General features: G+C 72.0%; 11 protein-coding genes and 2 pseudogenes. 5 read left to right on the top strand and 8 right to left on the bottom strand.

All coding sequences use genetic code 11. The annotated features are described in order from the left end of the window. Positions 1 to 12 precede the first annotated feature (12 nt). Together ACGFWI_RS28815 and ACGFWI_RS28810 are read left to right on the top strand one after the other, a co-directional pair. Positions 13 to 1,467 carry a SulP family inorganic anion transporter gene (locus tag ACGFWI_RS28815; RefSeq protein ID WP_393908953.1) on the top strand — a complete coding sequence of 485 codons (1,455 nt, stop codon included), beginning with the start codon at positions 13 to 15 and terminating at the stop codon, positions 1,465 to 1,467. A 280-nt stretch (positions 1,468 to 1,747) separates the two neighbouring features. Beyond that, a complete protein-coding gene (locus tag ACGFWI_RS28810) occupies positions 1,748 to 2,194 on the top strand; it encodes a nitroreductase family deazaflavin-dependent oxidoreductase (RefSeq protein WP_393909010.1) in 447 nt (148 codons plus the stop codon). A 19-nt stretch (positions 2,195 to 2,213) separates the two neighbouring features. Here the strand turns inward: ACGFWI_RS28810 and ACGFWI_RS28805 are convergent, their stop codons facing one another. The 3 genes from ACGFWI_RS28805 to ACGFWI_RS28795 form a co-directional block, all read right to left on the bottom strand. Further along, positions 2,214 to 4,184, bottom strand: a complete 1,971-nt coding sequence (locus ACGFWI_RS28805; protein WP_393908952.1) for an ABC transporter permease — start codon at positions 4,182 to 4,184, stop codon at positions 2,214 to 2,216. A gap of 97 nt (positions 4,185 to 4,281) precedes the next feature. Continuing rightward, positions 4,282 to 5,088, bottom strand: a complete 807-nt coding sequence (gene modA / locus ACGFWI_RS28800; protein WP_393908951.1) for a molybdate ABC transporter substrate-binding protein — start codon at positions 5,086 to 5,088, stop codon at positions 4,282 to 4,284. Between the two features lie 148 nt (positions 5,089 to 5,236). After that, positions 5,237 to 5,632, bottom strand: a complete 396-nt coding sequence (locus ACGFWI_RS28795) for a molybdopterin-binding protein (RefSeq protein WP_393908950.1) — start codon at positions 5,630 to 5,632, stop codon at positions 5,237 to 5,239. A gap of 295 nt (positions 5,633 to 5,927) precedes the next feature. Here ACGFWI_RS28795 and ACGFWI_RS28790 point away from each other — a divergent pair, with 295 nt between their 5' ends. Continuing rightward, a complete protein-coding gene (locus tag ACGFWI_RS28790) occupies positions 5,928 to 6,347 on the top strand; it encodes a molybdopterin-binding protein (protein WP_393908949.1) in 420 nt (139 codons plus the stop codon). Between the two features lie 59 nt (positions 6,348 to 6,406). Here ACGFWI_RS28790 and ACGFWI_RS28785 read toward each other — a convergent pair whose 3' ends face one another. Both ACGFWI_RS28785 and ACGFWI_RS28780 read right to left on the bottom strand, forming a co-directional pair. After that, positions 6,407 to 6,967, bottom strand: coding sequence for a molybdopterin-dependent oxidoreductase (locus tag ACGFWI_RS28785; RefSeq protein WP_393908948.1), 561 nt, complete (start codon positions 6,965 to 6,967; stop codon positions 6,407 to 6,409). Between the two features lie 189 nt (positions 6,968 to 7,156). Continuing rightward, positions 7,157 to 9,493: pseudogene (locus ACGFWI_RS28780) on the bottom strand (xanthine dehydrogenase family protein molybdopterin-binding subunit); the annotation flags it as partial. 8 nt (positions 9,494 to 9,501) lie between these two features. Between ACGFWI_RS28780 and ACGFWI_RS28775 the strand changes: the two are divergent. After that, positions 9,502 to 9,708 (top strand): annotated as a pseudogene (locus ACGFWI_RS28775) (PucR family transcriptional regulator); the annotation flags it as partial. Positions 9,709 to 9,757: 49 nt separating this feature from the next. On the opposite strand, the gene ACGFWI_RS28770 reads toward ACGFWI_RS28775, so the two are convergent. From ACGFWI_RS28770 to ACGFWI_RS28760, 3 genes are read right to left on the bottom strand one after another with little or no spacing between them, the layout of a single operon-like run. Then, entirely contained in the window at positions 9,758 to 10,165 is a 408-nt protein-coding gene (locus ACGFWI_RS28770) for a molybdopterin-binding protein (protein ID WP_393908947.1), read from the bottom strand. A 29-nt stretch (positions 10,166 to 10,194) separates the two neighbouring features. Beyond that, positions 10,195 to 10,668 (bottom strand): MarR family winged helix-turn-helix transcriptional regulator, encoded by a 474-nt coding sequence (locus ACGFWI_RS28765; RefSeq protein ID WP_393908946.1) that lies wholly within the window; start codon positions 10,666 to 10,668, stop codon positions 10,195 to 10,197. Continuing rightward, positions 10,668 to 12,548 carry an MFS transporter gene (locus tag ACGFWI_RS28760; protein WP_393908945.1) on the bottom strand — a complete coding sequence of 627 codons (1,881 nt, stop codon included), beginning with the start codon at positions 12,546 to 12,548 and terminating at the stop codon, positions 10,668 to 10,670. The genes ACGFWI_RS28765 and ACGFWI_RS28760 overlap by 1 nt, the downstream gene beginning before the upstream one ends. A 418-nt stretch (positions 12,549 to 12,966) precedes the next feature. Between ACGFWI_RS28760 and ACGFWI_RS28755 the strand changes: the two genes are divergently transcribed. Beyond that, the gene (locus ACGFWI_RS28755) at positions 12,967 to 13,152 is read left to right on the top strand and encodes a hypothetical protein (RefSeq protein ID WP_030411128.1); all 186 of its coding nucleotides are present in this window, start codon (positions 12,967 to 12,969) and stop codon (positions 13,150 to 13,152) included. Positions 13,153 to 13,154 lie beyond the last annotated feature (2 nt).

The following is a 13,154-nucleotide window of genomic DNA, read 5'->3' as shown; positions in this document are numbered from 1 at the left end:
GGCCTGCACCTCATGAAGCGATTCACCTCCTTCCGGGCGGACTTCACCGCCTCCCTCGTCGTGTTTCTCGTGGCCGTCCCGCTGTGTGTCGGGGTGGCCGTCGCCTCCGGGGTCCCGGCCGAGCTGGGGCTCGTCACCGGCGTGGTCGGCGGACTGCTCACCGGCCTGCTCCCGGGCAGCAGCCTTCAGGTCAGCGGGCCCGCCGCCGGTCTGACGGTGCTGGTCTTCGAAGCCGTCAAGGAGTACGGCATCGGCGCGCTCGGCGCGCTGGTACTGGCGGCCGGCGCACTGCAACTTGCCATGGGCGCCCTGAAGTTGGGGCGTTGGTTCCGGGCGATTTCGGTCGCCGTGGTCCAGGGCATGCTGGCCGGCATCGGCCTGGTCCTGATCGCCGGACAGCTCTACGCCCTCGCGGACGCCAAGGCGCCGGGCAGCGGACTCGCCAACCTCGGCGGTATGCCCGGACTGGTGACCGCCACCGCGGGGTCGGGGACGGCTCTGGCCGCGCTTGCCATCGGTGCCGGCACCATCGCCGTTCTGGTGCTGTGGCCGCGCTGGCGGCGCGCCGCGCGGATCCTGCCCGCACCGCTGGCCGCGGTGGCGCTCGCCACCTGCACGGTGTGGGCACTGGATCTGCCCGTCGCACGCGTCGAGGTCAACGGACTGCTGGACGCGATCCAGCCGCCCGGCCTCGCCGACCTCGGCCGGCTCACCGAGATCGGTGTGCTCGGCACGGTCCTCGCCTTCGCGCTGATCGCGTCGGCCGAGTCCCTCTTCAGCGCCGCCGCGGTCGACCGGCTGCACGACGGGCCGCGCACGGACTACGACAAGGAGCTGATGGCCCAGGGCGCGGGCAACGCCGTCTGCGGCATCCTCGGTGCCCTGCCGATGACCGCCGTCATCGTCCGTAGCGCGGCCAATGTCCAGGCGGGCGCGCGGACCAAGGTCTCGCGGGTGCTGCACGGTGTGTGGCTGCTGGTGTTCGCCGCGGCGTTCCCGGCCGCGCTGGGTGTGGTGCCGGTGGCCGCGCTGGCGGGCGTACTGGTCCATTCGGGCGGGAAGCTCATCCCGCTGCGCGATCTGCGGCCGCTGTGGCGCGAACACCGCGGTGAGGCCGTGGTGCTCCTGGTCACCGCCCTCGCGATCGTGACGGTCAATATGTTCGAGGGCGTCCTCATCGGCCTGCTGATGGCGGTCGCGAAAACGGCCTGGGAGACCTCCCATGTCCACCTCGACATCCACACCCCGGAGGACGGGGACGAGCCGGTGCGGGTACGTGCCGTCGGCAACGCCACCTTCCTGCGGCTGCCCAAGATCCTCGACCAGCTCGAAGCGCTGCCCGCCGACCGGGATGTGGAGCTCGACCTGAGCGGGCTGCGCCATCTCGACCACGCCTGTGGCGCCGCGCTGACGAACTGGGCCGAACAGCACCGCCGTAGCCTGCGGGCGGCGGAGCTGGTGTCCTGACGACCGGGCCGCCCACCGGACCTGCCGTTGTGCGGCCCGGAACCGACCGAGCGCGCCGGCCACCGGATCCGGCTGTTCCGGCCTCCGCCAGGAGGCGACCGGGCAGCCGCCGGTGGCCGGCGCGGTGTCACCCGTCCGCCGGACCGCACCGGGCGGCCGGGCGGCGGAGCCGGGAAGATTACCCCCGCTGCGGTTGTTCAGCGAAGGTCATGTCGGCCGTGGCTGCACGGATGCCCGGATGCGGCCGACCACGCTTGTCGTCGTCGAGGGGACGGACACCATGCCTCTTCAGGGTGAGTACGAGCCGAGCCCGGAGCAGTGGGTACGCGATCAGGTCGAGCAGTACGAGGGCTCCGGCGGTACGGAAGGCACGACGATCCGGGAACTGCCGGTCGTGGTCCTCACCACCCGGGGCGCGAAGAGCGGAAAGATCCGCAAGAGCCCGCTGATGCGGGTGGAGCACGACGGGACGTACGCCGTGGTGGCCTCCATGGGCGGCGCACCCCGGCACCCCGTCTGGTACCACAACCTCGTGGCCGACCCGCGGGTGGAGCTGCAGGACGGCCCGGTGCGCCAGGACATGACGGCCCGTGAGGTCACGGGCGAGGAGAAGGCCGAGTGGTGGGGCCGCGCGGTCGCGGCGTACCCCGATTACGACGACTACCAGAAGAGGACGGACCGCCAGATCCCGGTGTTCGTCCTGGAGCCGGCGGCCACGGCGCACTGATACCGGGCCCTGGTGACGCTCAGAGCGTCACCAGGGAGACCTCGGTGGCTTTGACGCTGGTCCACACGGACACGCCGTCCGCGAGGCCGAGTTCGAGGGCCGCCGACGGGGTGATTTCGGCCACCAGGTCGGGGGCCTCGGGCGAGGTGACGAGGATCCGCAGCCGGCTGCCCGCCGAGGTGATTTCCCGGACGGTGCCCGGCCAGACGTTGCGGGGGCTGCCCGTGGGCTTGTCGAGGTGCAGGGACACGGCCTCGGGGGCGATGATCGCCAGCGCCCGGGCGCCGTCGGGGAGCCGGTCGGCGGCGACGAGACGACCGCCGTCGGTGAGGGCGAGGCCGTCGCCGGTGGCGATGGCCGGCCAGGCGTTACGGCCGAGCATCCGGGCCACCCAGGGCGAGCGGGGGTGCCGGGTGACCTCGGCGGGCGGGGCGTCCTGGAGGGCGCGGCCGTCGTCGAGGACGAGGACCCGGTCGGCGAGTGAGACCGCCTCGACGGGGTCATGGGTGACGATCAGACAGACGCCGCCGAAGCCGGCGAGATGGCCGCGCAGGGTGTGCCGCACATGGGCGCGGGTGGTCTGGTCGAGCGCGGCGAGCGGTTCGTCGAGCAGCAGCAGGCGGGGGCTGGCGGCCAACGCCCTTGCCAGGGCCACCCGTTGGTTCTGACCTCCGGAGAGCTGGGCGGGCTTGCGGTGCGCGAGCGGGCCGACGCCGAGCCGGTCGAGCCAGAGCTGTGCCGCGCGGCGGGCCTCGGCACGAGGAGTGCCATGGGCGCGCAGCCCGTAGGCGGTGTTGCTCAGGGCCGTCAGGTGCGGGAAGAGCGCGCCGTCCTGGGGGACCCAGGCGACGCCGCGCCGGTGCGGGGGCAACGTGGTGACGTCGGTGTCGCCGAGGCGCAGCGTGGCGCGGGCGCGCGGGGTGAGGCCGAGCAGGGCACGCAGCAGGGTGGTCTTGCCGGCGCCGTTGGGGCCGACGACGGCGATGGTGGTGCCCGGATCGGCGTCCAGGGTCAGCTGGTTGAAGCCGGTGACGTCGGCGTGCAGCGGCCAGCGTTCCCGGGGCGCCGTCGGCGTCGTGACGGGCTCCTCGATGCGGGTGGCGGGCGGCGACGCCAGGTCGGTGTCGTCGGTGGCAGGCACGGCGCGGGCGGCGCGGGCGGTGGTGGCGCCGGTCCAGCGGCCGCGCAGACAGATCAGCACGCCCATGGCGATGACGAGCAGCAGCAGCGAGACCGAGGTGGCGGCCTCCGGGGAGCCCTGGAGCAGCAGATAGACCTGGAGCGGCAGGGTCTGGGTGGTGCCGGGCAGATTGCCGGCGAAGGTGATCGTCGCGCCGAATTCACCGAGCGCGCGGGCCCAGGTCAGCGCGGCGCCGGCGGCGAGGCCGGGGGCGACCATGGGGAGGGTGACGGTGCGGAAGACCCGTACGGGAGAGGCGCCGAGGGAGGCGGCGGTCTCCTCGTACCTCGGGCGCAGTCCGGCGAGCGTGCCCTCCAGGCTGATGACGAGGAACGGCATCGCGACGAAGGTGGCGGCGACCACCGCGCCGGAGGTGTGGAACGGCAGCACGATGCCGAAGGTGTCCTCCAGCCAGGGGCCGAGCAGTCCACGGCGGCCGAAGCCGAGGAGCAGTGCGACACCGCCGACCGTCGGCGGCAGCACCATCGGCAGCAGCACCAGCGAGCGGACCAGCGCCTTGCCGGGGAAGCTGACCCGGGCCAGCAGCCAGGCCAGCGGTACCCCCAGCAGCAGCGAGAGCCCCAGCGCGCAGAACGAAACCAGCAGCGACAGCCGGAGCGCCTGCAGGACGCCCGGGCTGGTCAGATGGGTGCCGAGGTCGCTCCAGGTGGTGCGGGCGAGGATGCCGGCCAGCGGCATCAGCAGGAACGCGATGGCGACCAGCGCGGGCACGGCCAGCGCGACGGGGGTCCGGCTGCCGGGCGCGCGGAACCTGCCTGGGGGCCGGGCGAGGGTGCGGGGGCGTCTCATCGGGTTCCTGGGATCGGGGCGGGCCGGGCCGGTGTACGGCGACGCGCACGGTCCGGACCGCTCCCCGAGCCGGCCGGTCCGTGTGCGCCGCGCCGGGTCACGGCTTCTGGAAGCCGGCCTGCTGCAGGAGCTTCTGCGCCTCGGGGGTGCTCAGCCACTTCACGAAGGCGGCCGCGGCAGCCGTGTGCTGAGAGGCCTTCAGGGTCGCGGCCGGGTAGGAGGCGACGGCGTTCTGGGCGTCGGGGATGTCGACGGCGTCGACCTTCTTCGGTGCGGTGGCGGCGTCCGTCTTGTAGACGAGGCCGGCATCGGCCTCGCCGAGCTCGACCTTGCTGAGCACCGCGCGGACGTTGGGCTCCTGCGAGACCGGCTTGACCTTCAGCTTCTGGGAGTCCAGGACCTGCTTGCCGTAGCGGCCGACCGGCACCTCGGAGGCGGCGAGGACGACCTTCAGCTTGCTGTCGGTGAGCGCCTTGAGGTTGTCGATCTTCTTCGGATTGCCCTCTCCGGTCGCGATGACCAGGCGGTTCTTGGCGATGACGGTGGGCGTACCGACGTCGGCCTTCAGTCCGTCCATGGTCTTGGTGTCGGCGGTGACCACGGCATCGGCGGGGGCGCCCTCCTTGACCTGGGCGGCCAGTTCCTGCGAACCGGCGAAGGAGAAGTTCACCTTGGTGCCGGGGTGCTCCTTCTCGTACACCGCACCGGCCTTCTTGAAGACATCGGTCAGCGACGAGGCGGCGAGCACGGTGAGGTCCGCCTTCGGGGCGGAACTGCTGCCGGACTTCTCGGCGCCCCCCTCCTTCTTGCCGTCGTCGTTGCTGCCGCAGGCGGCGAGCGGTACGAGGAGGGCGGCGGTCACGATCGCGGCGGCGGCGCGGCGCCCGGTGAAGAGCTGGGACATGGGGCGGGACTCCTTGGAACGCGGGACGACGGGTGTCGTCCGAGCGGATGGGAAAAGCCGCGCCGTGGACGGGCGACGCCGCTGGTGTGAGGCAGCCGGCCGGTGGGGGACGGTGGTTGCGTATCGGCTGTGGTGCTACCGCGGTGGGTCAGGTGCGGTCGATGTGCACACTGGTGGACTTCACGCGGGCGGTGGCCTGCATGCCGACCTCCAGGCCCAGTTCCTCCACCGCTTCCCGGGTCAGCAGGGACACCAGGCGGTGCGGGCCGGCCTGGATCTCGACCTGGGCGGCGACATCGCCGAGCTTGACGGCGGTGACGATGCCCGGGAAGGCATTGCGTGCGGAGGTGTACGAGGCGTCGTCCTCACCGGTGCCGCTCTGCGCCACCTCAATGGAGAAGGCGGCCAGATCGCGGCCGTCGATGAGGCGGCGGCCGCCGTCGTCGCGATGGGTCGCGACCTTGCCGGCGTCCGCCCAGCGGCGGGCGGTGTCCGGGCTGACGCCCAGCAGCCGCGCCGCCTGGCCGATCGTATAGGACTGCATGTGCGACAAGATATGCAGTATCGGCTCGCATTTGCAATTCATCAGTCGAAGCTATACGGCAGATGCCAGGTGCCCTGGAGGAAGGGACGAAAGGCCGCCGCCCGGCCCGCCGCAGCCCCGAATACCGAAAGCGAATCCCCCCGCCTCCGCCGCGCCGGACACATTCGCCTTTCCCCCTGACGCCTGCCCCGCACGCCCGGCCGACCGCGTGGAGTGTGGCTAGGCTGCAGATGACAGAGCAGGGAAAACGCGACATTCCATCCTCGGCTTTCCACTCCCCCGGTGAGGCATTTCCATGAGCCTGAGCATCCGTAACCAGATTTCCGGCACCGTTCTCTCCGTCACCCCCGGCGAGGTCATGGCGACCGTCAAGGTGCGTCTGGACGGCGGCCAGGAGATCACCGCCGCGATCACCCTGGAGGCGGTGAAGGAGCTGGGCATCGAGGAGGGCTCCGCGGTGCGCACGCTGATCAAGTCCACCGAGGTCGCGCTCACCACCGGCGCGGTGGAGGGCCTCAGCATCCGTAACCGGATCCCCGGCACCGTCACCGATGTCACCACCGGCGGCGCGATGGCCGGCGTCAAGGTCGCCGTCGCGGGCGGGGAGCTGACCGCCGCGATCACCAAGGACGCGGTCGAGGACCTGCGCCTGGCCGCCGGTGCCGAGGTCACGGCGCTGGTCAAGTCGACCGAGGTCGCGCTCGCCGCTGTCTGAGCGCGGTCCGCCGCCGAAGTCCCCCGGACCATGGGGGACTTCGGACCTTCCGGCGGTGGTCAGGACGCGGCCGGCCCCGGCCCGCCGGACCGGCCCCCCTCCGCCTCGGGCGGAGCGCAGGTCCCGAACCAGATGCCGGTGATGGCGCTGATGTAGCGAGCCCCGCAGCGGTCGGACGGGACCACGAGCTGGCTGCCCGCCGCGTCGAGCGCCCGCCCGTCCATGGCCGTGGCCAGCAGGATCGGCGCATCGCCGAAGTCGGCGTCGAGCTCCGCCCAGGACAGCACCGTGTGGTGCCCGTCCCGGCCGGCGACCGCCAGTACGTAGCGGGAGCGGTCCTTGCGCCGCCGGGCATCGAAGGCCGGTCCCGCCGCGTCGATGACCTCCCGCAGCAGCGGCCCCTCGAAGGTGTGGTGCTGCGGCCCGTTCGTGGCGCAGTCGAAGACCACCTCGGCCCCCCCCCGCCGCTGCGGCCACCGCTCCCGCAGCTCCGCGACGGTCAGCGCGAGCGGACGCCGCAGCTGACCGCGGATCAGGAAGCGCCGGGGGTCGGGAGGTACGACATCCTCGGGCGTCGGGCGTACGGCGGTGGTGCGGGACGGCGGGCCGAGTCGGCTCATTCGAGACCCCCTTGAGGCGATCCGCGCGGCGGCTGCCTCCCTGTGATGCCCGACCGGCCCGCCCCTGAACCACGGATGCGAGCCATCTCCGCATCTTTACCTCGCTGATGTGAGGCAAAGGGCGCCATGCGGGCGGCATGTCCGGAGGCGAGATCCTGCCGGGCGCGGTCCGTCGCCGTACGGTCCGCCTCACACCGAACCCTCGCGGGACGGATGCCGCCCGGTCGGCCGGCCCGGCACCTCACCGCCCGCACGGTGCTCCTCAAGAGCCAGCCACACCCGGTCGCGCAGCAGCGGAAGCTCCGTGAACCGCACCCCGGTGGCATCGCGCAGGGCGTTGGCGAAGGCGGGTGCCACGGGGTTGAAGGGGCTCTCGCTCATCGACTTGGCGCCCAGCGGTCCGATGGCGTCCGAGGTCTGCATGAAGTGCACCTCGGTGCGCGGTACATCGGCGTAGGCCGGCAGCCGGTAGCGGCGGAACGCGGGGGTGAGGACCTTGCCGCCGTCATCGACGAGGACCTGCTCGAAGAGCGTCGCGCCGAGCGCCTGGGCGACCCCGCCCTCGACCTGGCCCCGGCACTGCAGGGGGTTCATGACCTTGCCCGCGTCGGCCGAGTGCACGCTGCGCAGGATCTTGATCTCGCCGGTACCGGGGTCGACGGCGATCCGGAACCACTGGGCGTTGAACGCCACCGAGCGGGGCGAGCCGCCCCAGTGCCCGTCGGCCGTCAGCGGCACGCCCTTGTCGTGCGCGGCCTCGTGGAGTTCCTTGAGCGACACCGGCCGCCCGTCGCACTCCACCGCGTCCGCCAGCAGCCGGCACCGGCTCCGCGGGGTCCTGGCGTGCTCCGCGGCGAAGGTCAGAATCCGCTCGGCCAGACCGTTGGCCGCCTGCATCACGGCCTTGCCGGCCACCACCGTCCCGGCCGAGCCGAAGGCGCCGGTGTCGTGCCGGACCACATCGGTGTCGGACTGCCGGATGGCGATGCGGTCCGCGGTGGTGCCCAGCGCCCCGGCGGTGATCTGCTGGTGCACGGTGGTGGTGCCGTTGCCGAACTCCGCCGTGCCCACCGCCATGTCGTACGTGCCGTCCTCCAGCAGCGTCACCGTCGCATCGGCGAAGTGCCCGCCGGGCGGACCGGTGGCGACCATCGACATCGCGGTGCCCTGTCCGACCAGCCAGCCTTCCGGTGCCTCGGCGGCGCTGTGGTCCTCGGCGAGGGCACGGCGGACGACCTGGAGGCACTGGTCGAGGCCGTAGCTGGCGATGTGCAGGTCCTCCTCCTCACCGCCGGGGCTGATCATGGGCTCGCCGGGGCCGATGATGTTGCGCTCCCGGAAGACCAGCGGATCGATGCCGAGCCGTCGGGCGAGCTCGTCCATCACCGACTCCACCGCGAAGGTCACCTGCCCCAGCCCGTAGCCGCGGAAGGCCCCGGCCGGGACGCAGTTGGTGTAGACGGAGAAGGCATTCACCTTCTTGTGCGGCGCGCGGTACACGGCCATCGATTCGCCGACGCTGTGGAACATCACGGCGGGGCCGTGGTTGCCGTACGCGCCGGTGTTGGAGACCACCCGGAGCTGGAGGGCGGTGAGGGTGCCGTCCCGCTTCGCGCCCGCCTTGATGCCGACGGTGAAGGGGTGCCGGGTGGTGGCGCCGAAGAACTGCTCGGCACGGGTGAACTCCAGCTTCACCGGCCGCTTCAGCCGCATCGCGGCCAGCACCACGATGTCCTCGGCCAGCATCTCCTGCTTGCCGCCGAAGCCGCCGCCGACCCGGCCCGCGACCACCCTGACCCGGTCTTCCGGCAGGTCGTAGAGCGCGCACAGGGCGCGTCGGGTCAGGAACGGCACCTGGGTGCTGGACCGCACCACGATCCGCTCCCCGCCCCCCTCGTTCTCCTCGAAGTAGGCGACCGCCCCGTGCGTTTCCAGGCTGGCGTGCTGCACCCGCTGGGTGCGGAAGGTGTCCTCGTGAACGAGGTCGGCGTCCGCGAAGCCCTCCTCCACGCTGCCGGTCTCTCCGTGCACCTCGCCGACGACGTTGTTCTCCGCCCGCGCGATCCGTGTCTCGGGACCCTTGGGGTGGATCACCGGGGCCCCGGGCCGCATCGCCTCCTCGGGGTCGAGGACGTAAGGCAGCACCTCGTACTCCACGGCGATGCGGCGGCAGCCCTCCTCGGCCGCCCCCTCACTGTCGGCGACCACGGCCGCCACCCGCTGCCCGACGAACCGGACCACGTCGTCCAGCACCCGGGTGTCGTCGGGGTCCTCGGTGGGGTGCTCGTGACGGGCCGTGGAGAACAGCCGCTGGGGGGCGTCGTGGTGGGTGAAGACGGCGTGTACGCCGGGCACGCGCAAGGCGTCGGCGGTGTCGATGCGGACGATCCGGGCGTGCGGGTGCGGGGAGCGCAGCAGCTTCATGTGCAGCAGCCCCTCCACCTCGATGTCGAAGGTGTAGCGAGCGGTGCCGGTGACGACCAGCGGCCCGGCCGGGGCGCCCAGGTTGCGGCCGACCGACTGCCCCGGGCCGCGCCGGAAGCGCCTCGCACCGGATGCTCCTGGAGACGCTGGAGGCCTTCCTCGCCCACCACGGGTCATGGGCGCGGACCGCCGAGACGCTGCATCTGCATGTGAACACGGTGCACTACCGCATCCAGCGCATCGAGACGCTCACCGGCCGCGATCTGTCCCGGCTCGATCACAAGCTGGATCTGCAGGCGGCGCTGCTCTGCCGCTGAGGGACGCCGGGGCCGGCCGCGGGCGCCGGGGACCGGCCGGAAGCACCGCTCAACTCCGGTCGCCCGCCCGGTCGATGTGCACATTGGTGGACTTCACCCGGGCGGTGGCCCGCACCCCGACCTCGATCCCCAGTTCCTCGACCGCCTCCCGGCTGACCACGGACACCAGCCGGTGCGGCCCGGACTGGATCTCGACCTGGGCGATCACATCGTCGAGGGTCACCTTGGTGACGATCCCGGCGAAGGAGTTCCGTACCGAGGTCAGCACATCGCCCGGCACCGGATGCAGGCCCTCGGCGCGCTCCTTGGCGAACGCCGCCAGGCTCACCCCGTCGATCACACGGTTTCCCACGCCGTCCCGGTCCATCCCCAACTGCCCGCCATCGGCCCAGCGGCGGACGGTCTCCGAACTCACGCCCAGCAGCCCAGCTGCCTGACCAATGCTGTATGTCGGCACGCTGGCACTCTAAGGGGTCGTCACACCCCCTAAGGGCTGCTCCCCTCCACCAGCTCCTCCAGCGCGGGGAGCGCCTCCTGCAGCAGCCGCTGCCGGTCGGGGGCCAGCCGGTCGATCCGTTCGCAGAGCACGCCGGTGGTCTCCCGGCGTACGGCACGCAGCAGCGCCAGCCCGTCGTCGTTGAGGCTGATCAGGCTGGCCCGCTGGTCCGCGGGGTCGGGGCGGCGGGCGATCCAGCCGAAGCTGTCGAGCAGATCCACCATGCGGGAGGTGGTGGACAGCGCGATGTTCATCCGCGCGGCGAGGTCGCTGATGCGCAGCGGGCCGTGGGCGGCGAGGGCCGCGAGGGCGGCCGTACGGCTGGGGGTGAGATCGCGGTGCCGGCTCTGGCCGCGGAGCAGCGGCAGCAGTTGCTGGATCACCGCGCGCAGCCGCCCGGCCAGCTCCGCCGGTTCGGTCCCAGGCGGCGAAGGCTGCTCGGTCGAGGCGTCGGACTGCTCCATCACGGGCTCCTGGAGGGCGGCGGGGACGGGGGCCGGGGCGGACCCGGGTGGGGGGAGGCGCCGGGGGCCGTGCCGGTGCCGGGAGCGGCGGCGAGCCCGGGCGTTTCGGCCACGGCGACCGTCACCGGCGCCGGTGTCCCGTCCGTTTGGTGACGGTACCGGTCCTCGTCGTGGACGTACCGTCCGCCGCGCAGCAGTGAGGCGACCGCGGCGATCAGACAGGCGGCGATGGCGAAGTCGAAGGCGACGGCGAGCCCGTCGGAGAACGGCTGGGAGATCAACTGCGGGAAGAATTCCCGGCCGGTCAGGTACGCGGCACGGCCGGGCGGAAGATGGTCCAGCACCTGCGGCCCGAGGAGGGTCCGGATCGGGTTGTAGCCCAGGAGGGAGGCGAACAGCACGCCCACCGGCGGCAGCGCCGCGACCTTGACGGCGTCGGCCGCGGGGACGCCCTGGGCGGTCAGACCGCTGGTGAGGGCCCGCGGGAGGGTTCCGGCCAGGCCCGCGATCATCAGCGAGAAGAAGATGCCGATGGACAGCACCATGGCCGAGTTCTGGAAGGTGGTGCTGATGCCGGCGCCCACCCCGCGCTGGTCGGGCGGCAGGCTGTTCATGATGGCGGCCCGGTTGGGGGCCGCGAACAGGCCCATGCCGATGCCGTTGAGCAGCAGGATCAGCGCAAAGCCCGGGTAGCCGAAGTCGACCGGCAGGGCTTGCAGCGCCACGAAGGTGCCGGCCGCGAGCAGCATCCCGCCGGTGGCGAAGGTCCGCGCCCCGAACCGGTCCGACGCCCATCCGGAGACCGGCCCGGCCACCAGGAAGCCCAGCGTCAGCGGCAGCATGTAGATACCGGCCCACAGCGGTGTCTCGGTGAAGCCGTAGCCGTGCCGGGGCAGCCAGATCCCCTGCAGCCAGATGATGAGGATGAACATCAGGCCGCCGCGGCCGAGCGAGGCGAGCAGGCTGGCGAGGTTCCCCGCGGTGAACGCGCGGATCCGGAACAGCCCGAGCCGGAACATCGGCGCCGCCACCTTGGTCTCGACCACGCAGAAGACGACCAGCAGCAGCACCCCGCCCGCCATCGCGGCGAGTACGGAGGGGTTGCTCCAGCCCATGGTGTGTCCGCCGTACGGCTGGATGCCGTAGGTGATCCCGGCCAGCAGGGCGATCAGGCCGGCCGCGAAGGTGAGGTTGCCCCACCAGTCGGGCCGGGCCGGGGTGCGGATGCCGGTGTCCCGCAGCTTCAGATACGCCCAGACGGTGCCGAACACCCCGAACGGCACCGACACCAGAAAGACCAGCCGCCAGTTGACGGGGCCCAGCAGCCCGCCGAGCACCAGCCCGACGAACGATCCGGTGATGCCCGCGACCTGGTTCAGGCCGAGGGCGAGGCCACGCCGGTGGGCGGGGAAGGCGTCGGTCAGGATCGCGTTGGAGTTCGCCATCAGCATCGCGCCGCCGACGCCCTGCAGGACCCGCATGGCGATCAGCCAGAGGGCGCCGGCCGTGCCGTGCTGCCAGGTCACCGACAGCAGTACGGAGAAGACGGTGAAGACGGCGAAGCCCAGGTTGTACATCCGGGTCCGGCCGTACATGTCGCCGAGCCTGCCGAAGCTGACCACCAGCACGGCGGTGACGACCAGGTAGCTCATGATCAGCCACAGCAGCAGCCCCGTGTTTCCGGACTGCAGCGGGTCCACACCGATGCCCCGGAAGATGTCGGGCAGCGCGATGAGCATGATCGACATATTGATGGACGCGATCAGCACGCCCAGGGTCGTGTTCGACAGGGCGACCCATTTGTAGCCCGGACCCGGCGCGGGGCGCGGCCGCGGGCCCGCAGCGGCGCGGTCGCCGGAATCAGCAGCAGTGCTTCCCACGGGGCACTCACTCCCACCGGGATATTTACTTGCTTGACATCAACCAATCTAACTCTCCGCGCGGGGACCGGCCAGTGCGGACCGTGGTGCCGCTTGCCGTGCTCCCGCTCCGGCCCGGGGCCGTTCCCTTCGGCGCCTGCGCGCCGCGTGGCCTCTGCGGGCCCGGTGCATCCGAACAGAGCAGTCCGATCCCCCATCGGTGCGGCTCCGTCCTCCTTGGAGCAAACGCGCCGTACACCTGCCTGCCGCGCTGGAGGAAACACCACCGGCCGTGCGGAACAAGGCAGTTGGCGTTCAGGGAACCCGCTGAGAGGCCATCACCACCACCCGAAAGATTGATGTTTGTCGCTTCTTTCCCCTTGCGCCGCAAATATGCCGATGTGAATCTGAGATCCCATTCGTCGAAGGAGTTGATCGCATGGTTACGGATCGCACAGCGCCGGTCGAGACGGCCACCCTGGCCGCCGAGGTCGAGGGACTGCTTGAACCCGCCGAGGCCGACGGCGTTTTCCGCGATACCCGCGAGTGTGGAGGTGCGCTGCTGCTGGCCGCGCTGCTCCTGATCTCGCCGCCCACCCCCCGGCCCAAGACTGACGTCCGCTAAGG

It is taken from the genome of Streptomyces sp. NPDC048434 (genome assembly GCF_043200375.1).
In the GTDB taxonomy this organism is placed as follows: domain Bacteria; phylum Actinomycetota; class Actinomycetes; order Streptomycetales; family Streptomycetaceae; genus Streptomyces.
The sequence above is the reverse complement of the archived record's forward strand: the minus strand, read 5'-3'. Positions and strand labels throughout refer to the sequence as shown.

Bases quoted from the DNA above. Each gene is read 5' to 3' on its own strand.
- ACGFWI_RS28795 (WP_393908950.1), bottom strand. From the start codon at position 5,632: ATGCAGTCCTATACGATCGGCCAGGCGGCGCGGCTGCTGGGCGTCAGC.
- ACGFWI_RS28815 (WP_393908953.1), top strand. From the start codon at position 13: ATGAAGCGATTCACCTCCTTCCGGGCGGACTTCACCGCCTCCCTCGTC.
- ACGFWI_RS28765 (WP_393908946.1), bottom strand. From the start codon at position 10,668: ATGGAGCAGTCCGACGCCTCGACCGAGCAGCCTTCGCCGCCTGGGACC.
- ACGFWI_RS28790 (WP_393908949.1), top strand. From the start codon at position 5,928: ATGAGCCTGAGCATCCGTAACCAGATTTCCGGCACCGTTCTCTCCGTC.
- modA (WP_393908951.1), bottom strand. From the start codon at position 5,088: ATGTCCCAGCTCTTCACCGGGCGCCGCGCCGCCGCCGCGATCGTGACC.
- ACGFWI_RS28805 (WP_393908952.1), bottom strand. From the start codon at position 4,184: ATGAGACGCCCCCGCACCCTCGCCCGGCCCCCAGGCAGGTTCCGCGCG.
- ACGFWI_RS28785 (WP_393908948.1), bottom strand. From the start codon at position 6,967: ATGAGCCGACTCGGCCCGCCGTCCCGCACCACCGCCGTACGCCCGACG.
- ACGFWI_RS28810 (WP_393909010.1), top strand. From the start codon at position 1,748: ATGCCTCTTCAGGGTGAGTACGAGCCGAGCCCGGAGCAGTGGGTACGC.
- ACGFWI_RS28755 (WP_030411128.1), top strand. From the start codon at position 12,967: ATGGTTACGGATCGCACAGCGCCGGTCGAGACGGCCACCCTGGCCGCC.